Genomic DNA, 13,164 nt, shown 5'->3' with positions numbered 1-13,164 from the left:
TGTCAGGCGAACCGCACGGGGCCTGAAGAGTTGTTCGGACATGGAAAAACGTTGGCCCGCCGTGCTCTGGATCGTCCGCCATGGCCAGAGCGCCGGAAATGTCGCGCGAGACGCCGCGGACGCCGCCGGGCTTGGCCTCATCGATATTGCCGATCGCGACATGGACGTGCCGCTGAGCCCGCTTGGTCACCACCAGGCGCAGGCTCTGGGCGGCTGGTTCGCCGCCATGCCCGCCAGCCAGCGTCCTCGCACCATGATGGCCTCTCCCTACCGACGGGCCGTCCAAACCGGTGAGGCGATCAGAACGGCCGGCGGTCTTGAGCGCCCCGACCAGCGGTTCTGCATCGACGAGCGTCTGCGCGAGAAGGAGTTTGGCGTGCTCGACCGGCTGACCCGGATCGGCATCGAGGCCAGGTTCCCGGAACAGGCGGAATTTCGTCGTCTTCTCGGCAAGTTCTATCACCGGCCGCCCGGCGGTGAGAGCTGGTGCGACGTGATCCTGCGCCTGCGCAGTCTGCTGGACACCATCAGCCTGCACCACGCCGGAGACCGAGTCCTCATCGTCGCCCATCAGGTCGTCGTCCTTTGTCTACGCTATCTTCTGGAAAGCCTGACCGAGGACGAAATCCTTAAGATCGATCGCCTGGCCGACATCGCCAACTGCGGCGTCACCGAGTATCGCTTCGACCCCGATCAGGGCGCCGACGGGGGGCTGCGGCTGGTGCGATATAACTTCACCGCGCCGCTGGAAGGCGAGACGGCGGTCACCGCCGCGCCCGACGCCAATGTGGCTGCCAGATGAGCCCGCCGATCACGATAGACGCTGCTTGGGCCAGGGACCACCGGCTGCCGCATCCAGGGGAGGGGGGCAAGGAGGCCCGCGGCAGGGTGCTCGTGGTCGGGGGCGGCGTGGCGCTCCTCGGCGCTGGTCGTCTCGCCGGCGAGGCGGCTCTACGCGCCGGAGCCGGTAAGCTGCAACTGACAGCGCCCGCCGAGGCGGTCGCCATGATGAGCCTGATTGTGCCCGAGGCGCGTGTCCTGGGCTTGCCGCGCGATGAGGAGGCCGATGACGCGCTGTTCCAGGCCCTTGGCCAAGCTGACGCCGTCCTGATCGGTCCTGGCATGGAGGCGGACCTAGGGCGCTTGGCCAAGGCGCTATGCCTGCATGTGCGTTCACCGTTGGTCCTGGACGCCGGCGGTCTGGCGGCGGCGGCCTGTCCAGGCCCCGATGTACGTATACTGACCCCGCATGCTGGGGAGATGGCCACGCTGCTGGAAACGGAAAAGGCTGAGGTCGAGGCCGACCCGGCCAGCGCCGCTAAGGAGGCTGCGCGCCGGTTTTCGGCGGTGGTCGTGATGAAGGGGGCCAGAACCGTGATCGCCACGCCGCAAGCACGATTGGCGTACTACGCCGGCGGCGGCGCGGGCCTTGGGATCTCCGGATCGGGGGACGTGTTGGCGGGGGTGATCGCCGGGGTGCTGGCGCGGGGCGTTGATCCCTTCCAAGCCGCAGCCTGGGGGGTCTATCTGCATGGTGAGGCAGGCAGGCGCCTGGCTGAGCGGGTCGGCGCCTTGGGCTTCCTGGCGCGAGAGATCGCCGCCGAGATACCACGGCTGCTCCATGTCTGAGCGTTCGCCGCCAGCACGGATGTGCGATGTGCGCCGCGCGGGGTGGTGAGACATAATGGCCAAAGCCCCGCCGGCCCGGAAGCTGAAGGTGTACGCCGCCCAGATCGGCTTTTTCGACACGATCGTCGCTGCGCCCAACCAAGCCGCCGCCCTGGCCGCTTGGGGCGTTCGCCAGAATCTGTTCGCCGAAGGGCGGGCCAGGGTGAGCAAGGATGAGGCCAACGCCGATGCGGCCCTGGCCAATCCTGGCGTTCCGCTACGCCGCGCCATCGGCTCCCGCGATGCGTTCAGCCTCGAGCCGGCCCTGCCCAGGGCGCCTGCGGCGCCTGGGCCGCCGAGGCTCAAGGTCGTGGCCGAGACGAAGGGGCCAGCGGTGCAGCCAAGGCCCGATCGCTCGGCGTTGGCGAAGGCCGAAAGGGCGCTGGCGGCGGTCAATCAGCGACGGGCGGAGGAGGAGGCTGACATCCGGCGCCGCCGCGAGGCCCTGGACGCAGAGGATAAAGCCTCTCGCAGACGATGGCGCCAGGACCGGGCAAAGGCCCAGAAGGGCGTGGTCGAGGCCAGGCGAGCCTATGAGGCCTCAGGCGGCGAGGCGTGATCAGGAGGCCCTGCGGGCCGTGGTCTTGGGCGCGGCCTTGGAGGCTGGCGCCTTCACCTCGCCGGTTCGCTCGGGCGAGCTCTTGTCATCGGTCCGGGGCGGAGTGTCGTACGCTCGACCGTCGCCTGGAGCCGGCATTGGCGGGGCGGGCCGCGGTTCTGCGAACGGCATGACGGGATCGTCGAACTCCGGCCTGGTCGGCATGGGCGGAACTTCGGTCGGGGTCTGGCTGGATGTCGAAGGACGGCAATTGGTCACGGCGTCTTCTCTGGCTTTCTCTATCTCTGCCAACGCTCGCCTTGGCTGAGGGCTCCAGCAGGCCTTGCCTTTGGGCAGGCGCTCAGTGATCGCTTCGCTGCTCCAAGGCCAACAGGCCGCCGCGTTGCAGGGGCCGGCCGCCTCATGGCGCGAGCCGGGCGGAGCTTTGCAGGACCGACGCGTCCTCGGCGGCGTGGCCGCCGCCCCCCTGTTGGAACGTCGGCGCTCTTGCAAGGTTGTCAGTTGCAGCCGCGCCGCTGACAGGTGGCGGCGGTGTTCACGCCAGAGCTGGGAGAGCCTCATGACCGATACCGGACCGCTTTCGCTGGACGCCCGCCACCGCGCCAAGGCCAGGGGCAAGTTCGAGGAAGCCGGCGCTCACGCCAAGGACGCCTATGGAAGCCTGAAGGGCGGCGCCGAGGAGCTCTACGAGGGCGGCCGTGAGCACGTCCAGGACGGGCTGCGCCTGATCGAGAGCAAGGTGCGCGACAAGCCCGCCTTGGCCCTTACGGCCGCCATCGGCTTAGGCGTTCTGCTCGGCTTGCTGCTGCGCGGTCCTCGCACCGTTTACGTCCGCGCGCGGGTCATCACCCGGTCCTAGATTTCGGCGTCGCTTCCGGGGTGGGGTGTTAGACCGACAGTCGCGGCGGGCTCAGTGCTTGGTGGGCTCGAGATCCGAAGGACTGGTAGCGTCACGGTAAACGTGCTGCCGAGGTTCTCGCCGGCGCTTTCGACACTGATCGTACCGCCGTGCAGGGCGACAAGCTGACGAACCAGCGCCAGGCCGATGCCAAGACCGCCCTGGGCCTTTGTCAGGTGATCCTCGACCTGGGCGAAGATCTCGAAGATTCTGGCCTGCATCTCTTGCGGCACGCCGACGCCGGTGTCGGCGATACGAATCTCCACGTTCTCTTCCATCGGCCGCGCCGACAGGGTGATGGTTCCGCCCGGCGGCGTGTACTTGGCGGCGTTGTTGAGGAGGTTGGCCACGATCTGGGCCAGCCTGGTGTGATCGGCGTCGAGCCAGATCTCGCCTGGCGGCAGATCGGTGACGAACACGTGGCCGGCCGCGTCGATATGATGCTGGCTGGCCTCGATCGCGGATTTCAGCACATCGCCGAGTTCGACCTGCTCCTTCTTGAGCGAAATCTTGCCCTGGCTGACGCGAGAGACATCGAGCAGATCGTCGATCAGGTGGGAAAGGTGCGCCAGCATCCTGTCCATACGGATACGGATGTCCTTGGCGCGCTCGGCTGGAATGTCCTTCTTGAGCAGGTGCAGGCCCCCGCCAAGGGCGGCGACCGGATTGCGCAGCTCATGCGCCAGCACAGCTAGAAAATTGTCCTTGTGACGGTCGGCGCGCCGCAGGGCTTGGGCCAGCGCCTCCAGCTCGTCGCGCTGGCGCTCGATCTGCTGGCGCTGCTGGTAGAGATCGAAGAACACCTCGGCCTTGCTGCGAAGAATGGTGGGCTCGATGGGCTTTTGGATGAAGTCCACGGCCCCGGCCTCATAGCCCCGAAAGCGGCGTTGAAGGTTGGCTGCGCCAGCGGTGAGAAAGATGATCGGGATATGGCGGGCCCGTTCGCTGCCGCGCATGAACTCGGCGAGCTCGAAACCGTCCATGCCGGGCATCTGCACGTCGAGCAGGGCCAGGGCCACGTCGTGGACCAGCAGCAGCTCCAGCGCCTCTTCGCCCGAGCGCGCCTTCAGACAGTGGAGCCCGTCGCGTTGAAGCAAGGCTTCTAGCGCCAGGAGGTTTTCGTCCAGATCATCGACCAGGAGGAAGTTGATCGGCGGATCGGCGATCATCGCTCGGTTCCCAAACTCAGGAGGTAGGATGCGATTGCATCAAGGGACATGACGGCTGCGGTCGGCGTGGCTGCGAGCGCGGCTTGCGGCATGGCCGACGCCTGGGCGCTGGCCGGATTTTCCACGATCGCCGCGCCGCCGGCCTTGGCCACCGCGCGCAGGCCCGCCGCGCCATCCTGATTGGCGCCGGTGAGCACCACGCCCACCAGACCGTCGGAGAAGACGTCGGCGGCGCTTTCGAACAGGATGTCGATCGAGGGGCGGGAGAAGTTCACGGGCGCGTCGGCCGACAGGGCCAGGGCGCCGTTGGTCTCGACCAGCAGGTGATAGTCCGGCGGCGCCAGATGGACCACGCCGCCGGCTATCGGCTCCTTGTCCTCGGCCTCCTTGACCGTCAGGCGGCATTTGGCCTCGAGCAAAGGCGCCAGGACATTGTCGCGATCGGGCGGGACGTGCACGACCACGAGGATCGGCAGCCGATAGTCGTGGGGAAGGGGGGGCAGGATCGCCATCAGCGCCTGCACCGCACCGGCCGAGGCGCCGATGACGACGACCCTGGGGGGCGACGCGCTCATAGATCGCGCCTTTGATAGATCTTCTCGCTCGGCGTGAAGGCCGCAAAGGCCTCGGCGTGGGCGGAAAAGCGCAGGCTTTCCTTCGAGCCCAGGCCCAGGAAGCCCTTGCGGGCGAGGGAGTCGTGAAAAAGGCCGATCGCACGGTCCTGCAAGAGGCGATCGAAATAGATCATCACGTTGCGGCAGGAGATCAGGTGCATCTCGCCAAAGACCGCGTCGGTCACCAGACTGTGGTCGGAAAACACCACCCGTTCGCGCAGACTCTTGTCGAAGGCCGCTCGGCCGTAGTCGGCGGTGTAGTAGTCCGACAGCGACGAACGCCCACCCGACTGCTGGTGGTTCTGGGTGAACTTGCGGACACGGTCGAGCGGATAGACACCAGCCTCCGCGGCCGCCAGGGCTTCGGGATTGATGTCGGTCGCATAGAACAGCGTGCGATCGTAAAGGCCTTCCTCGCGGAACAGGATCGCCATCGAATAGAGCTCCTCGCCGTTGCTGCAGCCGGCGACCCACACCTTCAACGACGGATAGGTGCGCAGGTGCGGCACGACGTTCTCTCGCAAGGCGCGGAAATAGGACGGGTCCCTGAACATCTCGCTGACCTGGACGGTCAGGTAGTCGAGCAGGCGCGGCAGGAACGCCGCGTCGTGAAGCAGGCGATCCTGAAGCGCCGAGAGCGTGGGAAAGCCCAGCTGGTCACGCGCCTGCGTCAGGCGTCGTTTCAACGACGCCCTGGCGTAGTGGCGAAAGTCGTAATGGTAACGCTGATAGAGCGCTTCCAGCAGCAGCTGGATTTCGAGGTCGACGATGTCTTCGGGCACGGCAAGACTATCTCGGCATCCAGACCCGGACCAGCGAGAGGAGCTTGTCCACGTCGATGGGCTTGGCCATGTAGTCGCTGCCGCCGGCGGCGATGCAGCGCTCCTGGTCGTCGGGCATGGCCTTGGCGGTCAGCATAAGGATCGGCAGCTTGCGCCAGCGAGGATCCTGGCGGATCTGGCGGGTTGCCGACAGGCCGTCCATGACCGGCATCATCACGTCCATCAAGACCAGATCGACCGCCGCAGACGAGTCCTGCGAGGCGCGGTCCAAGGCCTCTATGGCCTCCTGGCCGTTGCGGGCGATCTGGATGATCGCGCCTCTGGGTTCGAGCAGGTTGGTCAGCGAGTAGACGTTGCGGATGTCGTCCTCGACGATGAGGATCCGACGCCCTTCGAGCATCGCGTCGCGGTTGCGCGCCTTCTGAATCATCTTCTGCTGCTCGGGCGGCAATTCCGAAACAACCTGGTGCAGGAACAGCGACACCTCGTCGAGCAGCCGTTCGGGCGACTTGGCGCCCTTGATGATGATCGAACTGGAGTAGCGGCGCAGCCGCTGCTCGTCGTCGGCCGACAGGTCATGGCCGGTGTAGACGATCACCGGAGGAAAGGCGCGCTCACTGTCCTGGCTCAGTGTTTCCAGGAGCGAGTAGCCCGAGGCGTCCGGCAGCGACAGGTCCAGCACCATGCAGTCGAAGGTCTGGGCGCGTAGCGCCTCAAGGCACTCGGCGGCCGTACCGACGCCCACCGTCTCGACGTCGCCCGCCGACAGCAGATGTCGCACGGCCTCGCGTTGAGTTACGTCATCCTCGACGACCAGCACGCGTTTGACGGCGCTGGAAAGCTTGGCCTGCAGGCCGTGGAGGACTTCCGTCAGATCCTCCCGGCGAACCGGTTTGACCATGTAGCCTATAGCGCCCAGCGACAATGCGGTCTGGGCATGGTCGTTGGCTGAAACAACATGGATCGGGATGTGGCGGGTGGCGTCGTCACGCTTCAACCGATCGAGCACCATCAGGCCGGATTCATCGGGCAGGCCGACGTCGAGCACGACGGCGCTGGGTTTGAACTGTCGGGCCAGTGTCAGCGCTTCATCGGCCGTTCCCGCCACCAGGGCTTGGAAACCGATCTCGCGCGACAGGTCGCGAACGATGGCGGCGAAGGCGGCGTCGTCTTCGATCACCAACAGGACGCGGCGGGCGCTGCTGAGACGGTCGCGATCGTCCTCAACGCTGGCGGCTGGCAGGTTGGCCTTCTGCATGGGCGTGGACGAAGACAGGTCAGGCGCTGGGTTCTGCGCCGCGACCAGCGCCTGGCGGGGCGAGACTTGCGAAGGATCGTAGGCCAGTGGGATGCTGAGCGTGAAGATGCTGCCCTCGCCGGGGCGGCTCTCCAGGGTGATGGCGCCGCCAAGCAGGCGCGCCAGCTCGCGCGAGATGGAAAGGCCCAGACCGGTGCCGCCATAGCGCCGGCTGATGGTGCCGTCGGCCTGCCGGAAAGCCTCGAAAATGCTCTCCTGGTGTTCGGGCGGGACGCCGATGCCGGTGTCCTCGACCCTGAATGACAGTCCGCCCGCCAGGTTGGGCGCTATGGCCAGACGCACGCCGCCCGTCTGGGTGAACTTGAAGGCGTTCGAGAGCAGGTTCTTGAGGATCTGCTCAAGGCGCTTGCGGTCGGTGTGGATCGTATGCGGCGTCTGCGGGGAGAGATCGATCTCAAAGCCCAGTCCGCGATCTTCAGCCATGGGGTGGAAGAGTCCACTCAGATCCGAGCTCAGGCGCTGGAGGGACAGGGGCTCGGCCAACACCTCGACGTGGCCCGCCTCGATCTTGGACAGATCAAGAATGTCATTGATCAGCACCAAGAGATCATTTCCCGAGGAAACGATGGTCTGAGCAAAACTGACCTGCTTTTCCGTGAGGTTGCCGTCCGGGTTGTCCTTCAACAGGCCCGAGAGGATAAGCATGGAATTGAGCGGCGTGCGTAGTTCATGGCTCATATTGGCCAGGAAATCAGATTTGTACTGGCTGGCGCGTTCGAGCTCACGCGCCTTGAGCGTGATCTCCTCGCTGGTGCGCTCCAGGGCATCCTTCTGGTGTTCCAGGGTCTGGGCCTGTTCCTCCAGTTGGCTGTTGGTCTGCTCAAGCTCGACCTGCTGCTGTTCCAGACGCACCTGGCTTTCCTTCAGCGCCCGGCTCTGCTCTTCCAGCTCCTCGTTGGAGACGCGAAGCTCCTCGCTCTGGACCTGCAGTTCCTCCGACTGTCGCTGGGTTTCCTCCAGGGCGTTCTGAAGCTCTGCGCGGTAGCGGGCCGAACGCAGGGCGATGCCGATCGAGGCGGCCGCCTGATCGAGCAGATGAAGCACCCGCTCGTCGACCGGATGCAGGAAGCCCAGCTCGAGGACGGCGTTCACCGTCTCGTCGGCATGGGTCGGCACCAGCACGAGGTGGCGCGGCTTGTCGTGGCCGAGCGCCGAACCGATCGTCATGTAGCCGTCAGGGACGTCGCGAACGATCGTCGAGCGGCCCTCGGCGGCGACCTTGCCGAGCAGACCTTCCTTGAGGTCGAACCGCAGCGGAGAATGAGCGTCTGCTGGAAGGCCCAGGGCGGCGGCGCGGTAGAAGGACCCGTTCTCACCCTTGAACAGCGCCCCGGCCTGGAAGCCAAGATAGTCAGACAGAAACGCGAGTATGGCCTCGGACAAGCCTTCGACCGACTTGTCGCCCATCATCGCCTCGGAAAGGCCCACCTGGCCGGACTGGAGCCAGTCTTCGCGCGCGCGGGCCGATGCGGCCCGGCGCACCAGGACGAAGACGGCGATGGTCAGGATCGCGCCCAGCAGTCCCGACAGCACGCCGCTTGCCGTCGCCGTACGATAGGCCTGGTCCATCTCGGCCAGGCGCAGGTCGCGCAGCCGGTCCTCCTCGCGCCGCATGACGTCGAGTTGGCTGCGTATGGCGTCCATCTCCGTCTTGCCGCGATCGGTGGCCACGACCGCCATGGCGGCCTGGGCGTTCACCCGGCGTAGTTTGATCGTCTCGTCCAGTTCGGCGAGCTTGGCGTCGATGTGCCGCTCCAACTGGCGAATATTGGCCTGCTGGACGGGGTTGTCGGTGGTCAGCGATCTGGCCGTCTCAATGCGTGAGCCGGCGGCCGTGACCGCGCTCTGGTAAGGTTCCAGATAGCGGTCGTTGCCGGTTAGGAGATAGCCGCGTTGCCCGGTTTCGGCGTCTTGCGCGGTCGACAGCAGATCATCCAGCGCGATCAGCACCTGATGCGAGTGCAGGATCATCTGGTTGTTGTTGCGCAGCACCTGGATGTTCCGGAAGGCGATCGACCCGCTGATCAGGAAGAAGGCCAAAACCAGGACCATGCCTAGCATGGTCCAAAGATCTACGTCGGCCCGCGATCCGGCGCGACGAAAAGTGTTCTGGGGCATTGAACTCGAACGCCAGGCACGCCAACCGCGCGCAAGAAATGAAAAAGGGGAGGGAAAAGTCGCTTGGGCGCGCCGGGAAATCGCGGGCGATGAACGCCTATGATGACGATCGTACGAAATTCATCTTTTCCCCCGGCGAACGCTGGCGTGCAAATGCGATGCTAAGGCAAAGGTTCCCATCGCACAGGTGAAATAAAATCGTCGAGAGAACCTCACCGCCAATCGGGCCTGGTTGGCGGCGCGGCGATATCCCTTTCGAACCGCTTCCGGACGCCGCACGAAGGCGCCAAGGCTTCACCACTGGTTCGGCCTCCAACCGGGAGGGGGAGTGAGGATCAACGCACCAGGAACGGGTTCGAGGCGAGCGACGTTTGGGCGGCTCAGTACTGCGCCGATTGGCGCTGGCCATTCTTTCGAGGACCTCATGCGCGGCGCACTCGGCGTTTTCATCGTTCAGCCCAATCCCGACAGCGGGTGGCGCCTGTCGAACGCCTACAGCGGTGAAGTCACATGCTTTGAAAGCGGTGGTCAGGCCGAGCGTCGTGCGATGGCGCTGGCCCGGCAGGCGCACGCCATGCATGGGGCCGGAGAAGTATGGGTTTATGACCGGTTGGAGCGATTGGTCGGACGCTGGTGCGTGGCGGCCGGCGGCGTGTCGCTCATCGAGCCTGAAAATACAGCGCAGGCTGCCTGAGCGCCGCGAGATGGCCGGCCAAAAAGGGGCGCGGCTTCGCCATGGATAGAGATCGTGGGCGGCGAGCGCTCATCCGCAAGAGGGAACGCCAGTCATTGCTGAGACTTCCTTCGAAGAGGAAAAAACATGCTGGTTACGAGGTAGAGATGAACGACCGGTCCGCTGCGTACTGGAGTCCACTGATGGGCGTGAACGTCTCACGAGTTCGCGCCTACCTGGCGGCGTTGAAGGCCGCTCGGCGCGCTGGAAGCTCACGCTGACCGCAGAGTGGAAGTCTTGCAAGGACGAACCGGCGGGCTCGTTGGCGCAATAGCTCCTGCCGGAAGATATGGGCTCCAGCGACAACGTGCATGCGCCAGAGCCCAGTACAGAGGAGGACGGTCGCTCCTGGCGGATCGTGCGTCCTGCCTGCTGACGCCGCCCCGAAGGGGGAACAGAGCGGCGGATCGTCAAAGGTGATTTGACGTAGGATCAAACCCTGAACGGTAGCGCTTGTTCCCAATCGTTCGCTTCTTTCCGCTCTATGACGGTTTGAAGCCGCGCGGGCCCGATCGAGTGGACGCCTCCGTTGGAAGGGCCCGACTTTGGGCCAAGATCGTCACCAAGGGGGAAGCGAAAGTGGCGCTCTGGCCCCGTCGGCCGCGAGGCGCCATTCGCGAGGCGTTCCGGTTCGCGAGGACCGATCGCGGCCTCTGGCGGCGGTGCGACCGTCCTGCTGGCGGGCGACGAGGGTTTAGCCGGGGCGGCCACGGCGGACATGCTCGCCGGATCGGTTTCATGGCCGTGAAGGCGGTCAACGCCGAGGCGGCGCCTGGATGGGACGAGCGGGCAAAGCCGCGCCTTGCGTTGTCTCCCGGGCGGCAAAGGCGATAGAGAAGGAGGCGACTTGGCGCGAAACCTGGATAAGCCTTGAACGAAGATGAGCTGGAGAGCCTTGCCGCGCGGTTGACCTGCCGCAAGGCCCATGCATCGGCGTTCAACCTTTTTGTCGTGTTCGCCCCAAGCCAGGTCACCATCAAGGGTGATGTTGTCGGTTGGTCGAGTTCGCCCGGCTATGTCCGCTACTTCTGCCCACGCTGCGGTTCCAGAGTCTTCGCCGAGAACGCCGGCGCGGACGAAACGCGCGAGTACGAAGTATCCCTTGGCCGCTTCGACGAGGCCGGCGTCTTTGTTCCGCAGTATGAGAGCTGGACCAGACATCGGGAGCCTTGGCTGGAGCCGCTGTGGGTTCCGCAGTCTGAAGCCAGCAGGCAGGGAGACTGAACGATCGCCGCCGCCCCGGCGCCCGTGCTTCGGACGGGTTGCGCATGAGCGTGCGGGAAGCGCTAGGTCGTGGCGAGCGCCTTGCCGACCAGGTCGCGGGCCTCGGTCTGCACGGCCTTCAGGTGGTCGGGACCCAGGAACGATTCCGCATAGATCTTGTAGACGTCCTCGGTGCCGGAGGGGCGGGCGGCGAACCACGCGTTGCCGGTGGTGACCTTGAGGCCCCCGATCGCCTCGCCGTTGCCCGGGGCGGCGGTCAGGACGCTGGTGATCGTCTCGTCGGCCAGGACCTGGGCCGACACGTCCGACGGGCTGAGCGCGGCTAGGCGGGCCTTTTGCCGACGATCGGCCGGGGCGTCGATGCGGGCGTAGGAGGGGGCGCCGTACTGCTCGGCCAGGCCGGCATAGAGCTGGCTGGCGCTCTTGCCCGTGACGGCCTGGATTTCCGCCGCCAGCAGCGACAGCAGTATGCCGTCCTTGTCGGTGGTCCAGACCGAGCCGTCCTTGCGCAGGAACGCCGCGCCGGCCGATTCCTCGCCGCCGAACCCGACCGACCCGTCCAGCAGGCCAGGAACGAAGTGCTTGAACCCGACCGGCGTCTCCAGAAGGCGGCGGCCGAGCCCCGCCACGACCCGGTCGATCATCGAGGAGGACACCAGGGTCTTTCCGACGGCGACGTTCTGGCCCCACTGCGGACGGTGGGCGAAGAGGTAGGCGATGGCGACCGCCAGATAGTGGTTGGGGTTCATCAGGCCGCCGTCCGGCGTGACGATGCCGTGGCGGTCGGCGTCGGCGTCGTTGCCGACGGCGACGTCGAACGGCGTCTGGCCCTTCATCATCTCGATCAGGTTGGCCATGGCGCAGGGCGACGAGCAGTCCATGCGGATCTTGCCGTCGCTGTCGAGCGGCATGAAGGCCCACTGCGGATCGACCTTGTCGTTGACCACGGTCAGGTCCAGCCGGTGGCGGTCGGCGATCTCGCCCCAGTAGGCGACGCTCGCCCCGCCCAGGGGATCGGCCCCGATCTTCACGCCGGCCGAGCGGATGGCGTCCAGGTCGAGGATGGAAGGCAGGTCGTCGATGTAGCGGCCGAGGAAGTCATGGCCCTTGGCCGCCGCCTTGGCGCGCTCGAACGGAACGCGGCGGACGTCGCGCAGCCCGCCTTCGAGAAGTTGGTTGGCCCGGGCTGCGACGGCCGAGGTGATCTCGCCGCCGGCGGGACCGCCGGATGGCGGGTTGTACTTGATGCCGCCGTCGCGCGGCGGGTTGTGCGACGGGGTCAGCAGAATGCCGTCGGCCTGGCCGGGGTGGGCGCGGTTGTGGGTCAGGATGGCGTGCGAGACGGCCGGAGTCGGCGTGAAGCCGTCGGCCGCGTCGATCAGGGCCTCGACGCCGTTGCCGGCCAGCACCTCGAGGACCGAGCGCCAGGCCGGCTCGGAGAGGGCGTGGGTGTCGCGGCCGACGAAGACCGGCCCGTTGATCCCCTGGGCGGCGCGATGCTCGACGATGGCCTGGGTGATCGCCAGGACGTGGCCTTCGTTGAACGCGCCGTCGGCGCTGGAGCCGCGGTGTCCCGAGGTGCCGAAGGCGACCCGCTGGCCGACGTCGCTCATGTCCGGCTGCCGATCGGCGTAGGCGCGGACCAGGGCGTCTATGTCGGTCAGGTCCTCGGCGCGCGCGCGGCGCCCAGCGTGTTCGTGCATGGATGTACCCGAAAATGACTGGCGGCTAATATGCGCTGGCTTCGGATAGGTTCCTGCAAAGGGGCCGCCGACGCTTTCGTATCTGGCGGCGTGAAGTTCGCCGCTCCAATCGAAGGCAGCTGTCGCTGCGCAAGAGGCAGTTAAAGTCTGGCGGAACGTTGTGGCCAAGCTGGCGTTCAGCGACGCGGTCAATGTTTAGACGGGGTCTGCCATTTTCAAGCTCGAGGCCTTCACGCGCCTGGCCAGTCGCGATATGCCCTGGGCGGTGCGACTGATCGGCGGCGCTCTAGCGGCGCTTCTGGCGCTCTGGCTGCATACTCTGACCGAGCGGGTCTGGCCCGGCGGAGCGCGCTTTGCGCTTCTCTTCCCTACGATCCT

Annotated in this window: 11 protein-coding genes; 6 read left to right on the top strand and 5 right to left on the bottom strand. The window is 66.2% G+C overall.

Features of this window, described 5'->3' with window-relative positions:
- The first annotated feature begins 40 nt into the window (after positions 1-40).
- From V6S85_RS11065 to V6S85_RS11050, 4 genes are all read left to right on the top strand, one after another.
- Positions 41-802: a histidine phosphatase family protein gene (locus tag V6S85_RS11065; protein ID WP_116490135.1), complete on the top strand. Its 762-nt coding sequence runs from the start codon at positions 41-43 to the stop codon at positions 800-802.
- Entirely contained in the window at positions 799-1,629 is an 831-nt protein-coding gene (locus tag V6S85_RS11060; protein WP_116490134.1) for an NAD(P)H-hydrate dehydratase, read from the top strand. The genes V6S85_RS11065 and V6S85_RS11060 overlap by 4 nt, the downstream gene beginning before the upstream one ends.
- Before the next feature lie 88 nt (positions 1,630-1,717).
- Positions 1,718-2,227 (top strand): hypothetical protein, encoded by a 510-nt coding sequence (locus V6S85_RS11055; RefSeq protein WP_133244855.1) that lies wholly within the window; start codon positions 1,718-1,720, stop codon positions 2,225-2,227.
- 559 nt (positions 2,228-2,786) lie between these two features.
- Positions 2,787-3,086, top strand: a complete 300-nt coding sequence (locus V6S85_RS11050; RefSeq protein ID WP_116570184.1) for a hypothetical protein — start codon at positions 2,787-2,789, stop codon at positions 3,084-3,086.
- Here the strand turns inward: V6S85_RS11050 and V6S85_RS11045 are convergent.
- From V6S85_RS11045 to V6S85_RS11030, 4 genes are read right to left on the bottom strand one after another with little or no spacing between them, the layout of a single operon-like run.
- Positions 3,083-4,294, bottom strand: coding sequence for a hybrid sensor histidine kinase/response regulator (locus V6S85_RS11045; protein ID WP_334348988.1), 1,212 nt, complete (start codon positions 4,292-4,294; stop codon positions 3,083-3,085). The genes V6S85_RS11050 and V6S85_RS11045 overlap by 4 nt on opposite strands.
- Positions 4,291-4,869 (bottom strand): chemotaxis protein CheB, encoded by a 579-nt coding sequence (locus V6S85_RS11040; protein ID WP_334348987.1) that lies wholly within the window; start codon positions 4,867-4,869, stop codon positions 4,291-4,293. Before V6S85_RS11040 ends, V6S85_RS11045 begins: the two co-directional genes overlap by 4 nt.
- On the bottom strand, positions 4,866-5,690 hold the full coding sequence (locus V6S85_RS11035; protein WP_116570186.1) for a CheR family methyltransferase: 825 nt from the start codon (positions 5,688-5,690) through the stop codon (positions 4,866-4,868). Before V6S85_RS11035 ends, V6S85_RS11040 begins: the two co-directional genes overlap by 4 nt.
- Positions 5,691-5,697: 7 nt before the next feature.
- Positions 5,698-9,069: a response regulator gene (locus V6S85_RS11030; RefSeq protein WP_442885658.1), complete on the bottom strand. Its 3,372-nt coding sequence runs from the start codon at positions 9,067-9,069 to the stop codon at positions 5,698-5,700.
- A 481-nt stretch (positions 9,070-9,550) separates the two neighbouring features.
- Here V6S85_RS11030 and V6S85_RS11025 point away from each other — a divergent pair, with 481 nt between their 5' ends.
- Together V6S85_RS11025 and V6S85_RS11020 are read left to right on the top strand one after the other, a co-directional pair.
- Positions 9,551-9,820: a hypothetical protein gene (locus V6S85_RS11025; RefSeq protein WP_133244856.1), complete on the top strand. Its 270-nt coding sequence runs from the start codon at positions 9,551-9,553 to the stop codon at positions 9,818-9,820.
- 909 nt (positions 9,821-10,729) lie between these two features.
- Positions 10,730-11,083, top strand: a complete 354-nt coding sequence (locus V6S85_RS11020; protein ID WP_116570188.1) for a GFA family protein — start codon at positions 10,730-10,732, stop codon at positions 11,081-11,083.
- A 62-nt stretch (positions 11,084-11,145) separates the two neighbouring features.
- Here V6S85_RS11020 and pgm read toward each other — a convergent pair whose 3' ends face one another.
- Positions 11,146-12,786 (bottom strand): phosphoglucomutase (alpha-D-glucose-1,6-bisphosphate-dependent), encoded by a 1,641-nt coding sequence (gene pgm, locus V6S85_RS11015; protein ID WP_334348985.1) that lies wholly within the window; start codon positions 12,784-12,786, stop codon positions 11,146-11,148.
- Positions 12,787-13,164 lie beyond the last annotated feature (378 nt).

Source organism: Caulobacter sp. CCNWLW153, assembly GCF_036889365.1.
Lineage (GTDB): Bacteria > Pseudomonadota > Alphaproteobacteria > Caulobacterales > Caulobacteraceae > Caulobacter > Caulobacter radicis.
Note: the sequence above shows the minus strand (reverse complement) of the source record. Positions and strands in the feature narration are given on the sequence as shown.